Origin of the sequence: Microbispora sp. ATCC PTA-5024, from assembly GCF_000511135.2 — a bacterium.
In the GTDB taxonomy this organism is placed as follows: Bacteria; Actinomycetota; Actinomycetes; order Streptosporangiales; family Streptosporangiaceae; genus Microbispora; species Microbispora corallina.
Window position 1 is genome coordinate 272,660 of the sequence record NZ_KI866527.1, and the last position, 16,401, is coordinate 289,060.

Sequence of the window (16,401 nt, forward strand, 5' to 3'; positions counted from 1 at the left end):
CTTCGCGCTGGAAACTTCGCCCATTTTTCCTTCGTGACGCACTTCACACTCGTGAAAGCTTTCACAAGCTCCCCTCGCCGGCTGTGCGGCGGCGGCCCCTGGATCCGCTAGGACGCGTCCTCACCGGCGAGCCGGACGGCCCGGGCGAACACGGCGTCGAGCATCTCGGCCGTCACGCGCCCCGTGAACGTGTTCTGCTGGCTCGGGTGGTAGCAGCCGAGCAGGGTGACCCGTGCCGTGCCGTACGAGAGGGGCACCTCGACGCCGTGGCCGAAGGGCGGCCGGCGGGGCGGCAGGACGTAGCCCGCCTCCCGCAGGGCCGGCCACACCGCCTGCCAGGCGAAGCCGCCCAGAGCCACGACGACGCGGGCCGAATGGGCCACCAGGGCGAGTTCGCGGGCCAGCCAGGGGAAGCAGGTGTCCCGCTCCTCCGGCGTGGGCTTGTTGGCGGGCGGCGCGCACCGGACGGCGGCCATCATCCGGGCGCCGATGAGCCGCTGCCCGTCCCCGGCGTGGACGCTCGTCTCCTGGGCCGCGAGCCCGGTCCGGTGGAGGGAGGCGAACAGCCAGTCGCCGCTGCGGTCGCCGGTGAAGATCCGGCCGGTGCGGTTCCCGCCGTGGGCGGCCGGGGCGAGCCCGACGATGAGGGTGTGCGGGTCGTCGTCGCCCCAGCCCGCGATCGGGCGGCCCCAGTAGGTCTCAGTGGCGAAGGCCCTGCGTTTGACGTCGGCCACGTCCTCCCGCCACTCGACCAGTCGCGGGCAGGCCCGGCACACCGACTGCCGAGCCGCCAGCTCGGCCGGCGTACGGCTCTCGGCCGCGAGCTTGGCGACCTCGTGCGCGTCGTGGGCGACCGGGGTGCCGGGATCGGCCGGGTCCTCGGGCCAGCCCGAGCCCGGAGGAACGGAACTCATGACTCGATCGTGCCAGCTCCGTCGCCGTGCCCGCGCCGTGACGTGCATCTCGGGCACGGGCACCCGGCGCGCGGCCCGGGCTCCCCCGCCCACCCGGAAGGGAGATCTTTCCGGCGGCCCCGGGGTGGGTACGTACGGCCCGTGTCCACCGACTCCTGCCCCCCGTTGTTCGGTCCCTCCTTCGACGCCGACCCCTACCCGGCGTACGACTGGCTGCGGCGCAACGCCCCCGTCGTCCGCCTGCCCCTGCCGGGCTGCTCGGCCTGGCTGGTCACCCGGTACGAGGACGCCGTCGCCGCGCTCACGCACCCCGCCCTGTCGAAGGACCCCTCCGCCGGGACCCCCGAGTGGCGTGCCGCCCGGCTCGGCCTGCCGCTCGACCATCGCCCGACGATGGCCAGCCATATGCTGAACGCCGACGGGGCCGAGCACGCGCGCCTCCGCAGGCTGGCGAGCGCGGCCTTCACGCCCCGGCGGATGCGAGGGCTGCGGGCGCGTGCCCAGGAGGTGACCGACGAGCTGCTCGACCGGCTCGAGGGACCGGAGGCCGACCTGATCGCGGCCCTCGCCTACCCGCTTCCCATCACGATCATCTGCGACCTCCTGGGAGTCCCCGAGGAGGATCGGGAGGAGTTCCACCGCCACGCCTCGGTCATCGACTCGGCGGCCGTCTCGGACATCGACAAGGTCACCGAGGCGACGGACTCCCTGGAGCGGTTCCTCGCCGACCTCGTCACGCTCAAGCGCACGCGGCCGGGCGACGACCTGCTGACCGACCTCGTCCGCCGGTCAAACGAGGGCGAGATCGACGGCGACGAGCTGATCTCGACCGCGTTCCTCCTGCTCACGGCCGGGCACGAGACGACCGTCGCGCTGATCGGCAACGGCCTGCTCGCGCTGCTGCGGCACCCGGACCAGGCCGCGGCCCTGCGCGCCGACCCGTCCCTGCTGCCCGACGCGATCGACGAGATGCTGCGGTACGACGGCCCGGTGCGCAACGCGACGTGGCGCTTCCCCACCGAGCCCGTCGTGATCGGCGGCCAGGAGATGGCGCCGGGGGAGCCCGTCCTCGTGTCGCTGCTGTCCGCCAACCGCGACCCGGCGGCCTTCTCCGATCCCGACGCGTTCTCCCCGGGCCGGATCGGCGAGCCGCACCTGGCCTTCGGACGCGGCCCGCACTACTGCATCGGGGCCGCGCTGGCGAAGATCGAGGCGGAGGTCGCCATCGGGACCGTGCTGCGGCGCTACCCGGACCTGGCACTCGCGTCGGACGCCGCCGCGCTCCCGTGGTGGCCGAGCGCCATCATGCGGGGCCTGTTCTCCCTTCCCGTACGGCTGCGCTGACCCGTACGGCCGCTCCGACCCGTACGGCCGCGCCGAGGCTCAGCGGCTCGGGGAGGGCGACGGGGACCCGGACGCGGAGGGAGAGGCGGAGGCGGAAGGAGAGGCGGAGGCGGAAGGAGAGGCGGAGGCGAAAGGAGAGACCGAGGGCGACGGGCTCGGGGTCGCGCAGGCCGCCTCCCCGGGCCCGTCGTCCCCCGGCAGCACCCTCATCGGCCGCAGGTCCAGCGGGAACGCGTTGCGCAGCGGCGGCTCGCCCCCGCACGGGACGACCAGAGACTGCCCCGACAGCTCCGGGTCGACCGTGATCGGCCTGCCGTCCTGGTCGTACAGGCGGACGCCGTGGAGCGGGGTGCCGTCCTCGGCGTAGGGGAAGATGTTGGTCACCTCTCCCCCCGCGAAGGCCGAGACGTCCCGCACCCGCACCGCGTACCCCGGGCCGCCCCCGTCGAGCGCCACGTCGGCCTCGCTGGGCCGGCCGGGGACGTCGGCGAGCGCGCCGATCACGACGATCGCGGCGACCACGTTGGCCGCGGCCGCCACCGCCCTCCCCCAGCGGGTCGCGGCCGGTCGCGACCTCCGCGCCTGCCAGACCGACGCCCAGACGAGGACGAGCGTGAACACCCAGCCCGCGAGGTCGCGCGGCACCAGCGAGCCCTCGCCGATCACGCCGAGCACGGCCAGGGCGAGCGCGTAGCCGCGCAGCACCCACCAGGCGGGCCGCAGCTCCGGCGCGAACGCCGCCGCCTGCCGGTACGGCGGCAGCGCGAGCAGCCGCCCGTGCGCCGCGCGCAGGACGCCGGCCGTCCTCGCGTGGGCGCGGGCGGTCCGCCTGCGGGGGTGTCCGGCGGGCCTGCCCCCGTAGGCGGCCCGCAGTTCGGCGGCGTACGCCTCGGGCGAGCCGAGCCGCTCCTCCAGCGACCGGCCCGGCTCGGCGGCGACCTCGGACAGGTGGTCGTCGAGGTCCTCCAGCAGTTCCTCCCGCTCCCTGTCGGGCAGGTCGGCGAGCGCCTCCCGGACGGCGCCGGCGTACTCGCGGGGGGTCATCGGGGAGTTCGTCACGTGCTCAGCTCCTTGAGCAGGTCGTCCATGGTGGCGGCGAAGGCGGCCCACGTCGTCGCGGACGAGGCCAGCTGCGCCCGGCCCACGTCGTTCAGGCCGTAGTACTTCCGGTGCGGCCCCTCGTCGGAGGCGACCACGTAGGAGGTGAGGGCCCCGGCCTTGAAGAGCCGCCGGAGCGTGCCGTACACGGAGGCGTCGCCGACGTCCTCCAGCCCGGCCTCGCGCAGCCGCCGGACGACGTCGTAGCCGTAGCTGTCGCGATCGGCGAGCACCGCGAGGACGGCGAGGTCGAGAACGCCCTTGAGGAGCTGACTGCTGTCCACGGCATCGCACAGTACTACGCATTGCGCGGTAGCGGCAAGATCGGGCCCCGCACCGGGCACGGCGCGGGGGTCAGGCCAGTGACCAGGCGATGCCGTCGAGGATGTCGTGCTCGCTGACCACGACGTCGGAGAAGCCGTACCGGCGGACGATGCGGTCGAGGATGAGCGCGCCGGCGCCGATGACGTCGACGCGTCCGGGATGCATGACGGGGATCGCCGCCCGCTCGTCGTGCGTCATCCGCAGGAGCCGCCCGGTCACCTCGTGAACCCGCCCGGCGGGGATCCGGGAGTGGTGGATGCGGGCCGGGTCGTACGCCGGCAGGCCGAGCGCGATCCCGGCGACCGTGGTGACCGAGCCGGCCAGGCCCACGAGCGTGCGGGCGCGGCGGACCGGCACGGTCTCCTCGACCCGGTCCATCGCCGCCTCGATGTCGGCGATCGCCGCCTCCACCGCGCGCTCCCCCGGCGGGTCGTCGCGCAGGTGGCGCTCGGTCAGCCGGACGCAGCCGATGTCCACCGACAGCGCCCCTTCCACCGACCGGGAGCCGACGACGAACTCGGTCGAGCCGCCGCCGATGTCCACGACCAGGTACGGCGCGCCGTCGCTGACCGGCCCGCCCGCGAGGCCGCGGGTGGCGCCGGTGAACGACAGCCGCGCCTCCTCGTCGCCGGTCGCCACCTCGGGGTCGACGCCGAAGATCTCGCGGACGCCGGCCGTGAAGTCGTCGCGGTTGGCCGCGTCCCTGGTGGCGGAGGTCGCGACGACGCGGACGGGCACCCGCCCCTCCGCGGCGTGCTGCTCGATCAGCTTGGCGTAGCCGCGCATCGCCGTGAACGTGCGCTCCAGGGCCTCGGGGGCGAGCCGCCCGGTCCGGTCGACGCCCTGGCCGAGGCGGACGATCTCCATCCGCCGCTCGACGTCGGACAGGCTCTCGCCGGAGACGTCCGCGACGAGCAGGCGGACCGAGTTGGTCCCGCAGTCGACGGCCGCGACGCGCTTCGTCACCGCTCCTCCACCCGCTTCCCCTCCGGCTCCTCCCCGGACGCGTCGACGGGCGTTTCCCCGACTGGCACGCACGGCCCGTCCGCCCACCAGTCCGGCAGCGCGTCGAGGGCCTCCCCGCCGAGGGGGTTGGCGCCCGGCACGGCGAGCTCGTGGGCCACCAGCGCGTGCAGGCACTTCACGCGGTCGGGCATCCCCCCCGCGGTCTGCATGCCGCGGGGCAGCGGCTCCAGCCCCTCCTCGTCGGCCGCGCGGTCACGCCGGGCGACGTAGTCGGCATGGGCCGCGCGGTACGCCTCGGCCAGCTCCGGCTCCTCCGCAAGGCGTGCCTGCATCCGCCGCATCAGCCCGGACGACTCCAGCGTCCCGATCGCCGACGCCGCCTTCGGGCAGGTCAGGTAGAACAACGTGGGGAACGGCGAGCCGTCGGGCAGCCGGGGCGCGGTCTCCAGCACGTCGGGCAGGCCGCAGGGGCAGCGGTGCGCGACCGCGCGCACGCCCCGCGGCGGCCGGCCGAGCTGTGCCTGCGCGGCCGCCAGGTCCGCCTGATCCACCACCGTCGAACTCCTCGCCCTCGACATCCTCACCGCCCGGGAGACCGGGGCCGTCAACGGGCGGCCTGCACGGTGCCCCGGCCCTGGTCGGCGGCCTCCACCGACTTCCACAGCGTGACGTACCAGGCGGGCTTGTCCGGCTGCTCGGCCCCGGCGCGCGCGGTGGTCGCGCCGGAGCCCTCGTCGAGGACGACGTAGCACTTGGCGCCCGGCTCGCAGTAGTGGAGCCGCTCCTTCGCCAGGCGCTTGATGTACTCCGGGTCCTCGAGGCGGCGGCGGCGCTCCTCCAGCGTCTGGAGCTTCTGCAGGGCTCTGGCCTGCTGATCCTCCAGCTGGGAGATCTGCCGCCGCTGGGCGACGTACTCCCGCACGGGGTAGGCGAGGCTCATGGCGATCGCGCACACGACGACCGCGAGGATCGCCGCCCGCCCGGTCAGCTGCGGCCGTTTCGCCAACGACACCCACCCCTCCCGGTCTCGTACGGCTCGACGCCTGAGCGCCTCGCACCACCCCTGTGCGGTTCCGTCTCGGTACTACCCCTGGAAGCGGGGGAACGCGGCGCGCCCGGCGTAGCGGGCGGCGTCGTCGAGCAGCTCCTCGATGCGCAGCAGCTGGTTGTACTTGGCCACCCGGTCCGAGCGCGCCGGGGCGCCGGTCTTGATCTGGCCGCAGTTGGTCGCCACGGCGAGGTCGGCGATCGTGGTGTCCTCGGTCTCGCCGGAGCGGTGGCTCATCATGCTGCGGTAGCCGCTGCGGTGGGCCAGGTCGACCGCGTCGAGGGTCTCCGAGAGCGTGCCGATCTGGTTGACCTTGACCAGCAGGGCGTTGGCCGCGCCCTCCCGGATGCCGCGGCCGAGCCGCTCGGGGTTGGTCACGAACAGGTCGTCGCCGACGAGCTGGACCTTGGCACCGAGGGAGGTGGTGATGGCCTTCCAGCCCTCCCAGTCCTCCTCGTTCAGCGGGTCCTCGATCGAGACGAGCGGGTAGGACCGGACCAGGTCCTCGTAGAAGGAGATCAGCTCGGCGGACGACAGGCCCTTGCCGTCGATCGTGTAGACGCCGTCGTTGTGGAACTCGCTGGCCGCGACGTCGAGCGCGAGCGCGATGTCCTGGCCGGGGGTGTAGCCCGCCTTCTCGATGGCGACCAGGATCAGGTCGAGCGCGTCGCGGTTGGACGGCAGGTTGGGCGCGAAGCCGCCCTCGTCGCCCAGGCCGGTGGCGTAGCCCTTCTCCTTCAGCACGCTCTTCAGCGTGTGGTAGGTCTCCGCGCCCATGCGGACGGCCTCGGAGAACGTCTCGGCGCCGATCGGCGCGATCATGAACTCCTGGATGTCCACGTTGGTGTCGGCGTGCGCGCCGCCGTTCAGGATGTTCATCATCGGCACGGGCAGGATGTGCGCGTTCGGCCCGCCGACGTAGCGGAACAGCGGCAGGTCGGCGCTGTCGGCGGCGGCCTTGGCGACGGCCAGCGAGATGCCGAGGATGGCGTTGGCGCCGAGACGGGCCTTGTTCGGCGTGCCATCCAGGTCGATCATCGTCTGGTCGATGAGCCGCTGCTCCTCGGCGTCGAAGCCGATGATCTCGTCGGCGATCTCGTCGGTCACGCCGAGGACGGCCTTCTCGACGCCCTTGCCGAGGTAACGGCTCTTGTCGCCGTCACGCAGCTCCACGGCCTCGAACTGACCGGTGGACGCGCCGCTGGGAACGGCGGCACGGCCGGTGCTGTAGTCGTCCAGCAGGACCTCGACCTCGACCGTGGGGTTCCCCCGGGAGTCGAGGATCTCGCGGGCGGTAACGGCCTCGATGGCAGCCACGAACGCTCCTAGCAAAATCGCGGGCGGTTTGCCTCCCGAGCCTATCGGTCCCTACTGCCTGGTACGGCGAAGGGGGCGCCGATTCACGGCGTGTTGGACGTGGGTTCACGAAGTGGTCGGCGTGCCCAGCCCCTCGACGGCCGTGGACTCCCACTCCTCGACGCGGCGGCGGTACTCCCGGGCGGCCGACCGCAGCTCGGCCTCCGGGTCCAGTCCCTCGTCCTGGGCCTGCCGTACGAGCGCGAACAGGCGGGCGCCGAAGCCGGCGGGAAGGTCGTCGGCGAGGGCGGCGGGGGCGCCCGCGCGGCCGGCGCGGCGCAGCAACTGCGCGGCGAGCGAGAGCGCCGGCTGGCCCATCGGCACCCCGCTGAGCGCGGTGCGCGTCTCGCCCTTGGCCGCCCGCTCGGCGGCCTTGATCGTCTCCCAGTTGTCGCTGACCTCGCCCGCGCCGGAGACGGCGACGTCGGAGAAGACGTGGGGGTGGCGGCGCACCAGCTTGTCGACGATCCCGGCGGCCACGTCGTCGATGTCGAAGCCGGCGGCCTCGTCCTCGCCGTCCGTCTCCTCCCCCGGGGGGACGACGCGCTCCTGCGCGAGCCGCGCGTGGAACATGACCTGCAGCAACAGGTCGCCCAGCTCCTCCCGGAGGGCGGCGTAGTCGCCCTCGTGGATGGTCTCGAGCACCTCGTACGCCTCCTCGACGAGGTACGGCACGAGGGACTCGTGGGTCTGCGACCGGTCCCAGGGGCATTCGCGGCGCAGCCGGTCCATCACCTTCACGAGGTCGAGCAGCCGCGCCCCCGGCAGGTCGTACGACCCGGGGACGAGCTCCACGACCGGCGGCTCGTCGAGGGCCAGGGCCGCCCGGCCGAAAGCCCGCATGAGGTCCTCGTCGCCGTCCTGCGCGGCCAGCCACACCACGGCGGCCGTGCGCGCCTCCGCGGCCAGCGCCGCCGGGTCGGGCGTGACGACGTCGACCGTGATGCCGGCCTCGTCCAGGTACGGCAGGCAGGGGTGGCCGGCGGAGCCCGTCAGCACCCGGCCGGCGGACAGCGCCCGCCACGCGGCGGGAGCCAGCAGGCCGGGGGCCACCCGGGGCGAGGTGGTGACCACGATCAGCGGCATGCCCCCACCCTAACTGTGCTTACCTGCCGTGCCTCCGGCACGGCGAGCTCGGGGCGCCCTTTTGGCCGTGAGGTCGTGCCGGAGGCGCGCCATGAGCACAGCCCTCGTCGCGCTCTGGTCGCTGCGCTCCCGCGCGCTCCTCAGTCCAGACACGGCCGCGCCCCTCCGTGCTTACTTTGCCGCGCCTGCGGCGCGGCGGGCTCGGGGCGCCCTTGAGGCCGCGTCTTCCCTCGTCGCGCGCTGGTCGCTACGCTCCCGCGCGCTCCTCAGTCCAGACACGGCCGCGCCCCTCGCTGTTTGCTTTGCCTCGCCTCCGGCGAGGCGGGCTCGGGGCGCCCTTAAGGCCGCGTCTTCCCTCGGCACGCTCTGGTCGCTGCGCTCCCGCGCGCTCCTCAGTCCAGACACGGCCGCGCCCCTCGCGGGGTCAGGAGCCGGCGGGGGCCGCGGGGGCGGGGGCGGCGACGGCTCCGAAGCGGTCGTCGGCGACGAAGCCCTGCTGCGGGTCGAACTTGCCGTACCGGGGGCTGAACTTCACCGGGACGGCGGCGTCGACCTCCTGCATGACCTTCTGCTCGGCCGCCTGCTGGCTCTGCTGGTCGGTGCCGGCACCGGCCTGCTGCGCCAGCTTCTGCCGGATGATGACGGCGCGGACGGCGTTGCGTCCCTCCGACAGCGGGATGCCGTTGGCCAGCAGGACCTGGTCGAACCGGGCCTGCCCGCCCTGGGCGGCCACCACGTCGTCGATCTCCCGGTCGGTGACCGCGATGCCCTTCTGCTCCCCGAGCTGGATGAACTGCCTGCTGTTGCTCATGTTCAGCAGGATCATCTGCGGCAGCGGGAACGACAGGCCGAGCTGCTCCTCGGACATCTTGTGCGCGGCCAGCTCCTGGCGGAAGGCGCGGATCTCGCTGTCGAGATCGCTGGAGGTGATGCGCTCCTTGCCCACGATGGCCGCGGCGCCGGCCTGCACCGGGCCGCAGGCGCACAGCGCGACACCCGCCGCCGCCAGCGCCACGGCGACGCGCACTCGATACGACTTCACGAACGATCCTCCCGACGACACCGGCCAGGCAATTGTGCCGAAATCCCGCGTTCCCGCAATCTCGATTCGCGGGTCACTGTACCCGCACCGGCTCGAGGAACATGGCCTCGACCAGGTCCCCGCACCATTTCAGCAGGTCGAGGTCGCGGAGCGGCTGCCCGCCGATGGGCTTGGTCTTGGGCACCGGCACAAGGAGGACCTCGGTGGCCTGCTTCCAGATCGACCGGGGGTACAGCCGCTGCAGGCGCACCTGCTGGGACTCCCTGAGCGAGACCGGCGCGAACCTGATCTGCTGGCCCTGCAGGGTGACGTCGGTGAGGCCGGCCTTCCTCGCCGTGATGCGGAACCGGGCCACCTCCAGCAGGTTGTCCACCTCCTGCGGGGGCCTGCCATACCGGTCCTCGAGCTCCTCGCGCACGGCCGCGATGTCGTCCTCGCCGCCGATCGCGGCGATCCGCCTGTACGCCTCCAGGCGCAGCCGCTCCGAGGTGACGTAGTCGTGCGGCACGTGCGCGTTGATCGGCAGCTCCACCTTGACGTCGGGCCGCTCCTCGCTGCGGGGCTCGCCGGACAGCTTCGCCTTCTGCTCCTGCACTGCCTCGGCCATCATCCGGACGTACAGGTCGAAGCCGACGCCCGCGATGTGGCCGGACTGCTCGGCCCCGAGGATGTTGCCGGCGCCGCGGATCTCCAGGTCCTTCATGGCGACGTACATGCCGGCGCCCATCTCGGTGTGCTGGGCGATCGTGGCCAGCCTCTCGTGGGCCGTCTCCGTCAGCGGCGACTCCGGCGGGTAGAGGAAGTAGGCGTACCCGCGCTCGCGGCCCCGGCCGACCCGGCCGCGGAGCTGGTGGAGCTGCGACAGGCCGTAGTTGTCGGCCCGGTCCACGATCAGCGTGTTCGCGTTCGGCACGTCGAGGCCCGACTCCACGATCGTGGTGCAGACGAGCACGTCGAAGTTGCGCTCCCAGAAGTCCACCATGATCTTCTCGAGCTGGGTCTCGTTCATCTGGCCGTGGGCCACCGCGATCCGCGCCTCGGGGACCAGCTCGTGGAGCCGCGAGGCCACCCGGTCGATCGTGCGTACCCGATTGTGCACGAAGAACGTCTGCCCGTCGCGCATCAGCTCGCGCCGGATCGCCGCCGCGATCTGCTTCTCGTCGTACGGGCCGACGAACGTGAGGATCGGGTGCCGCTCCTCCGGCGGCGTGAGGATCGTCGACATCTCCCGGATGCCGGTGAGGCCCATCTCCAGCGTGCGGGGGATCGGGGTCGCCGACATGGCCAGCACGTCGACCTGCGTGCGCAGGTGCTTCATGGCCTCCTTGTGCTCGACGCCGAACCGCTGCTCCTCGTCCACGATGATCAGGCCGAGGTCCTTGAACTTGACCTCCGGCGACAGCAGCCGGTGGGTGCCGATGACCACGTCGACCGCGCCGCTGCGCAGGCCCTCCAGCGTCTCCTTGACCTCGCCGTCCGACTGGAAGCGGGAGATCGGCCGCACCGTCACGGGGAAGCTCGCGAACCGCTCCCCGAACGTCGACAGGTGCTGCTGCACGAGCAGCGTGGTCGGCACGAGCACCGCGACCTGCTTGCCGTCCTGGACGGCCTTGAAGGCGGCCCGCACGGCGATCTCGGTCTTGCCGTAGCCGACGTCGCCGCAGATCAGCCGGTCCATCGGCACCGGCCGCTCCATATCGCGCTTGACCTCGTCGATCGCCTCCAGCTGGTCGCCGGTCTCGGCGTACGGGAAGGCGTCCTCCATCTCCCGCTGCCAGGGGCTGTCGGGGGCGAAGGAGTGGCCGGGCGAGGCCATCCGGGCCGAGTAGAGCCGGATCAGCTCGCCCGCGATCTCCCGTACGGCCTTGCGGGCCTTGGTCTTGGCCTTGGCCCAGTCGGCGCCGCCCATCCGGTTGAGCGTCGGGGCCTCGCCGCCGACGTACCGGGTGACCTCGTCGAGCTGGTCGGTGGGCACGTAGAGCCGGTCGCCCTTGGCGTACTCGATCACCAGGTATTCGCGGGTCGCGCCCTGGATCGTGCGCTGCACCATCTCGACGTACCGGCCGACGCCGTGCTGCTCGTGCACCACGTGGTCGCCGACCTTGAGCTGGAGCGGGTCGACCATGTTGCGCCGCCGCGACGGCAGGCGGCGCATGTCCTTCGTCGAGGCCTTCTGGCCCACGAGGTCGAGATGGGTCAGGACGGCCACGTCGGGGGTGACGAAGCCGTGGTCGACGCGTCCGGTGGTGACCTGCACCACGTCGCGGCCGGGCGGCTCGTCCAGGGAGGGCACGAGCCGGGCGGCGACGTCGACCCCCTTGAGCAGCTCGACCATCCGCTCGGCCGGGCCGTGGCCCTCGCTGAGCAGCACGACCGACCGGCCGGAGCCCAGCCAGCCCTTGATGTCGGCCAGGGCCCGCTGCGTGTCCCCCCGGTACGCCTCGACGTCCTGGGCGTCCAGCTCGGCGCCCTCGCCGAAGGGGGCGATGCTCCACCACGGCTGGCCCAGCTCACGGGCGTGGTCGCGGACCTCCTCCAGCGTCCGGAAGGCGGCGGCCTCCAGGTCGATCGGCGCCTCCCCGCCCGCCGCGGCGGCGATCCAGGACGCCTCCATGAACTCCTGGCTCGTGCGGACGAGCTCGACGGCCCGCCCGCGGATGCGCTCGGGGTCGCAGACGAACACGGCCGACCGCACCGGCAGGTGGTCGAGGAGCAGGTCCATCGACCCGGCGAGCACGGGGGCGAAGGCCTCCATGCCCTCGACCGGCACACCCTCGGCCAGCTGGTCGAGCACGTCCATGAGCGCCGGGTGCTCCTCCCCCAGCTCGCGGGCCCGCCGCCGGACGTCCTCGGTCAGCAGCAGCTCGCGGCAGGGCGCCGCGAACAGGCCGTCCTGGGCCACCTCCAGCGACCGCTGGTCGGCGACCTTGAACCAGCGGATCTCCTCGATCGTGTCGCCCCAGAACTCCAGCCGCAGCGGGTGCTCCTCGGTCGGGGGGAACACGTCGAGCAGCCCGCCCCGCAGGGCGACCTCGCCGCGCTTCTCCACCATGTCGACCCGGTGGTAGCCGTTCTCGACCAGCCGGGCGACCACGTCCTCGAGGTCCGCCTCGTCGCCGGCGCGCAGCCGTACGGGCTCCAGGTCGCCGAGGCCGGACACGATCGGCTGCAGCAGCGAGCGGACCGGCGCCACGACGACCTTGAGCGGGCCGGCCGCCGGGTCGCCCGCGATCGGGTGCGCCAGCCGCCGGAGCACGGCGAGGCGCTGGCCCACGGTGTCGCTGCGCGGCGAGAGCCGCTCGTGCGGCAGCGTCTCCCATGCGGGGAACACGGCCACTGAGCTCTCGTCCAGCAGGCTGGTCAGCGCGGCGGCCAGGTCCTCGGCCTCGCGCCCGGTCGCGGTGATCGCGAGCACGGGCCTGACCCGCGCGAGCGAGGCCACGGCGAACGGCCGCAGCGCGGGCGGCGCGACCAGCTCCACGCCGGGATCGGCCGGTTGACGGGCCGCGTCCAGCGCGGCGGACAGCTGCGGTTCGGCGGCGACAAGGTCGAGCAGTCCGGAAAGAGACATTGATGCCTTCAGAGCCCCACGACGGCAAGCGAAAACCCCCGAGCCGAGCCGGGCCGGGGTATCAAGGCTACGCCCGAACACCGGTGCGCCGCCCTCCGAGTCCGCCCCGGGCCGGACGGCCGGAGGCCCAGTCGGGCGCCCGGGGGAATGTCGAACCGCAAATCCCTTACTCTCCGGCCCGTTGTCATTACGCTCGGTGGCATGTCTGAGGTTCGGTGGTCGTCAGTTGACCAGGACGACGTGTTCAGCCAGCGGATCCGTGAGCAGTGGACCGACCAGCTGGGGCGGCGGCTCGACATCCTGATCGCGGGGTGCGGGCGGGGCGGCGTCCTGGACGTCGGGCGGTACGAGCCGCGGATCACAGGGGTGGACGAGGACCTCCCGCCGCTGCGCGCCCACGCGAGCGCCCGGCAGGACCTGGAGGCCACCTACCTCGGCGACCTGCGCCTGGTGCCGATCCCGCCCCGCTCGTTCGACGTGGTCTACGTGTCGTTCCTGCTCGAACGCGTCCACCACGCCGAGCTCGTGCTCGACCGGCTCGTGGCCGGGCTCCGGCCGGGCGGGCTGCTCCTGCTGAAGATGCGCGACGGCAGGTCGGCGTACGGCTTCTGCGACCGGGCGACGCCCGGCTGGCTGCGGCGGGCGCTGTGGCGGAGCCTCGCCCCCGCCGGCTCCGTCGGCCCGCTGCCCGCCGTCTACGAGCCGCTGGCCTCCCGCGAGGGCGTCCAGGCGTACTGCCTCATGCGCGGCCTCATGATCGCCGAGGACTATTCGGCGGTGAGCGGCCCGGCGCGGCGGGGGCCGCACGCGGGGCTCGTGACCGCGGTGTGCCGGGCGGTCGCCGCGCTGTCCCGCGGCCGGCTGAACGGGGTCGAGGACGAGATCACCATGGTGATCCGCCGTCCCCAGAACCACTTCGCCCGCCTGATCTGACGGCGGGGCGCGAGCGGGAGCCGCTCTCCCGGCTTCCGCGTGTTCCTCTGATGGGCCGCGAGCGGGGTTACTGTCTGCTTTGAGACGCCCGCGGGCCCGCGCGGCATGCGTCCGTGCCCGGGTAGCGTGCGTAACCACCAATCGAGCGAGAACGGACATCATGACCGAGTGGACTCCCGACGCGCGGGAGCTGGCCGACCTCGAACTGCTGCTCTCCGGGGCGTACGCGCCGCTCACCGGCTTCCTCACCGCCGCGGAGGCGGACGGCGTCGTCGAGCAGGGCCGGCTGCCCGACGGCACGCCCTGGCCCGACCCGATCACGATCGCGCTGCCGGACGGGATCCAGCCCGGCGACCAGGTCACGCTGAAGGACCCCGAGGGCGCGGCCGTGGCCGTGATGACCGTCGTGGAGCGGGACGGGCACCACGCGGCCGGGCCGGTTGAGCCGCTCGACGCCCCCGCGTACGGGCCGTTCGCCCGGCTGCGGCGCACGCCCGAGGACGTCCGCAAGGAGCTGCCGGACGGCGAGGTGCTCGCGGTCACGATGCGGGGCCCGCTCGACTCGGCCGCCCTGGAGGACGTGGCGGCGACGGCCGAGGAGCTGGACGCGTCCGTGCTGCTGATGCCCCTGGTCTTCGGGGAGAGCGGGCCGTCCGTGGTGCGGGCCGCGCTCACGGCGGCCGGCCGGCTGCCCGGCTCGACCGTGGTCGCCGTGCCGCTCGCGCCCCGCGAGGACGTCGAGATCGACCTCGAACTGCGCGAGCACGTCGCGCGCAACTACGGCGCGACCGAGCACTACGCGGGGCCCGCGCCGGTCACGATCCCCGGGCCGCCGCACCGCCGCGGCCTCGTCGTGTTCTTCACCGGCCTGTCCGGGTCCGGCAAGTCGACCGTCGCCCGGGGCCTGCGCGACGCCCTGCTGGAGCGGGGCGGACGGACCGTCACCTACCTCGACGGCGACGTGGTCCGGCGCCTGCTGTCGGCCGGGCTCACGTTCTCCCGCGAGGACCGCGACCTCAACATCCGGCGGATCGGGTTCGTCGCCGCCGAGGTCGCCCGGCACGGCGGCCTCGCCATCTGCGCCCCCATCGCGCCGTACGCCGCGACGCGGGAGGAGGTGCGCGCCATGGTCGAGGACGTCGGCGCGGACTTCCTGCTGGTTCACGTCGCCACGCCGCTGGAGGAGTGCGAGCGCCGCGACCGCAAGGGCCTGTACGCCAAGGCCCGCGCCGGCCTGATCCCCGAGTTCACCGGGGTGTCCGACCCGTACGAGGAGCCGGACGACGCCGACCTCGTGCTCGACACGACCGGCATGAGCGTCGAGCGCGCGGTCGGCGCCGTGCTGACCCTGGTCACCTCCGGCGGCTGGGTCCGCTGACCCGGCCGCCGGCCGCGGTCAGGACGCGGGCACGGCCGTCGCGTTGAAGCGGTGGAGCCGGCCGAGGGCGCCGAACGCCCGGGTGGCGCCGGGAGTGGTGTCGAAACGGGTGTCGCCCCCGCCGGCCACCGCGGAGTCGAAGTACACGAGGGCCTTGATCTGCGGGAATTCACCGATCTGCTTGGCGGCGGAGACGAACAGGTCCCGCTTGAGGCGGGGCCGGTCCGGCCGCTCGTAGGCGCCCCACTCCGCCAGCATGATCGGTTTGGCGGGGAACCTGTTCTGGATCCAGCGGTAGAACCCCGGCCACGACGGGCGGCCCGGCCGGGTCCGGTTCACCAGCGCGGCGAAGTCGCCGTCCCGGCCGTCCGCGTACGGGTCGACGGCCACCCAGTCGACCACGTCGTCGCCCGGGTAGAGCTTGTCGAACCACGGCTTGGCCGTGTAGTCGGGCGCGCCCGTGTAGGTCATGACGGTCACCGCGTTCGTCACGCCCTGCTGGCGCAGCCGGGTGACGACGTGACGGAACATGGCCGCGTAGTCGGCCGCGGAGTAGCCCCGTCCCGGCCGCACGTCGTTCTCCGGCTCCTGCTCGACGGACAGGAAGAAGCGGCCGGGGAACGTGCCGGCGATGTAGGCGGCCAGCCGGTCGATCCGGTCGTCCACGGCGCCCTTGGCGACCTGCGCCCACGTGTGGTCGACGGCGACCTTCCAGTTCACCAGCAGCAGCCGGGGTCCCTGCGCGATCAGGCGCTCCTCCGGCGTCGGGAACAGGTCCGCGCCGTGGTGGTACACGTGCACGATGTCGGCCCGGCGTCCCATCCGCCGTTCGGCCATCTCGACCGACCGCAGCGGCGCGCGGCCCGAGAACACGTCGGGCGCGATCCCCCACCACGCCCCGCACGTGGGGATCAGCTTCTCGGTCACCACACAGGGTCCCGTCGTCCCCGCCGCGGTCGGCGGGCCCGGCGTCGGACCGGCCCCGTCCACCCCCGCGCACGCCGCCAGGCAGGCCCCCGCCGCCAGTACGGCCAAGCCCGCGATGATCCTCATCGCGCCCCCTTACATCGGCCCGTCGAAATGGATGAGCACACACCTTGCCATCAATGCGGGCACGATCGTGGGCGCTTTCCCCATGTCACCTTTACCGAAATGTCGGGCGAAAGAAGATTATGGGCGTGTCATTGTCTGGAGAAAATCACGGATAGCGCGGGGACGAAAGGCGGGCCGGGCCTATAGTTCGTTACCTGGCTGAGCCGGCGGGGTCGCGCGGCGCAGCGCTTCCCGCCGTCACACGCCCGCGGAGCGTCTCCATGAGCATGCCGCCCGACCCCCGGGACC

The 16,401-nt window shown here is 73.3% G+C and carries 14 protein-coding genes; 3 read left to right on the plus strand and 11 right to left on the minus strand.

Annotated elements, in window-relative coordinates:
• Positions 1 to 107: 107 nt before the first annotated feature.
• The gene (locus tag MPTA5024_RS35740) at positions 108 to 914 is read right to left on the minus strand and encodes a uracil-DNA glycosylase (protein WP_036332456.1); all 807 of its coding nucleotides are present in this window, start codon (positions 912 to 914) and stop codon (positions 108 to 110) included.
• Positions 915 to 1,055: 141 nt separating this feature from the next.
• Here MPTA5024_RS35740 and MPTA5024_RS35745 point away from each other — a divergent pair, with 141 nt between their 5' ends.
• Entirely contained in the window at positions 1,056 to 2,258 is a 1,203-nt protein-coding gene (locus tag MPTA5024_RS35745; protein ID WP_036332458.1) for a cytochrome P450 family protein, read from the plus strand.
• A gap of 39 nt (positions 2,259 to 2,297) precedes the next feature.
• Here the strand turns inward: MPTA5024_RS35745 and MPTA5024_RS35750 are convergent, their stop codons facing one another.
• From MPTA5024_RS35750 to mfd, 9 genes are all read right to left on the minus strand, one after another.
• The gene (locus tag MPTA5024_RS35750) at positions 2,298 to 3,317 is read right to left on the minus strand and encodes an HAAS signaling domain-containing protein (RefSeq protein WP_036332460.1); all 1,020 of its coding nucleotides are present in this window, start codon (positions 3,315 to 3,317) and stop codon (positions 2,298 to 2,300) included.
• Entirely contained in the window at positions 3,314 to 3,640 is a 327-nt protein-coding gene (locus MPTA5024_RS35755; RefSeq protein ID WP_036332462.1) for a PadR family transcriptional regulator, read from the minus strand. The genes MPTA5024_RS35750 and MPTA5024_RS35755 overlap by 4 nt, the downstream gene beginning before the upstream one ends.
• Before the next feature lie 70 nt (positions 3,641 to 3,710).
• Positions 3,711 to 4,646 (minus strand): Ppx/GppA phosphatase family protein, encoded by a 936-nt coding sequence (locus tag MPTA5024_RS35760; RefSeq protein WP_036332464.1) that lies wholly within the window; start codon positions 4,644 to 4,646, stop codon positions 3,711 to 3,713.
• Entirely contained in the window at positions 4,643 to 5,224 is a 582-nt protein-coding gene (locus MPTA5024_RS35765; RefSeq protein WP_051459079.1) for a DUF501 domain-containing protein, read from the minus strand. Before MPTA5024_RS35765 ends, MPTA5024_RS35760 begins: the two co-directional genes overlap by 4 nt.
• 26 nt (positions 5,225 to 5,250) lie before the next feature.
• Positions 5,251 to 5,658, minus strand: coding sequence for an FtsB family cell division protein (locus MPTA5024_RS35770; protein WP_232326786.1), 408 nt, complete (start codon positions 5,656 to 5,658; stop codon positions 5,251 to 5,253).
• Positions 5,659 to 5,730: 72 nt separating this feature from the next.
• A complete protein-coding gene (gene eno, locus MPTA5024_RS35775) occupies positions 5,731 to 7,011 on the minus strand; it encodes a phosphopyruvate hydratase (protein ID WP_036332466.1) in 1,281 nt (426 codons plus the stop codon).
• 105 nt (positions 7,012 to 7,116) lie between these two features.
• A complete protein-coding gene (locus tag MPTA5024_RS35780) occupies positions 7,117 to 8,136 on the minus strand; it encodes a MazG family protein (RefSeq protein WP_051459080.1) in 1,020 nt (339 codons plus the stop codon).
• A gap of 424 nt (positions 8,137 to 8,560) precedes the next feature.
• On the minus strand, positions 8,561 to 9,178 hold the full coding sequence (locus tag MPTA5024_RS35785; RefSeq protein WP_198167593.1) for a SurA N-terminal domain-containing protein: 618 nt from the start codon (positions 9,176 to 9,178) through the stop codon (positions 8,561 to 8,563).
• 73 nt (positions 9,179 to 9,251) lie between these two features.
• Positions 9,252 to 12,749 (minus strand): transcription-repair coupling factor, encoded by a 3,498-nt coding sequence (gene mfd, locus MPTA5024_RS35790; protein WP_036332470.1) that lies wholly within the window; start codon positions 12,747 to 12,749, stop codon positions 9,252 to 9,254.
• 201 nt (positions 12,750 to 12,950) lie between these two features.
• Between mfd and MPTA5024_RS35795 the strand changes: the two genes are divergently transcribed.
• Positions 12,951 to 13,682, plus strand: coding sequence for a methyltransferase domain-containing protein (locus tag MPTA5024_RS35795; protein ID WP_036332471.1), 732 nt, complete (start codon positions 12,951 to 12,953; stop codon positions 13,680 to 13,682).
• 160 nt (positions 13,683 to 13,842) lie between these two features.
• Complete coding sequence (gene cysC / locus MPTA5024_RS35800) at positions 13,843 to 15,060, plus strand: adenylyl-sulfate kinase (protein WP_036332473.1); 1,218 nt, start codon at positions 13,843 to 13,845, stop codon at positions 15,058 to 15,060.
• An 18-nt stretch (positions 15,061 to 15,078) separates the two neighbouring features.
• Here the strand turns inward: cysC and MPTA5024_RS35805 are convergent, their stop codons facing one another.
• Positions 15,079 to 16,113, minus strand: coding sequence for a hypothetical protein (locus MPTA5024_RS35805; RefSeq protein WP_036332475.1), 1,035 nt, complete (start codon positions 16,111 to 16,113; stop codon positions 15,079 to 15,081).
• Positions 16,114 to 16,401 lie beyond the last annotated feature (288 nt).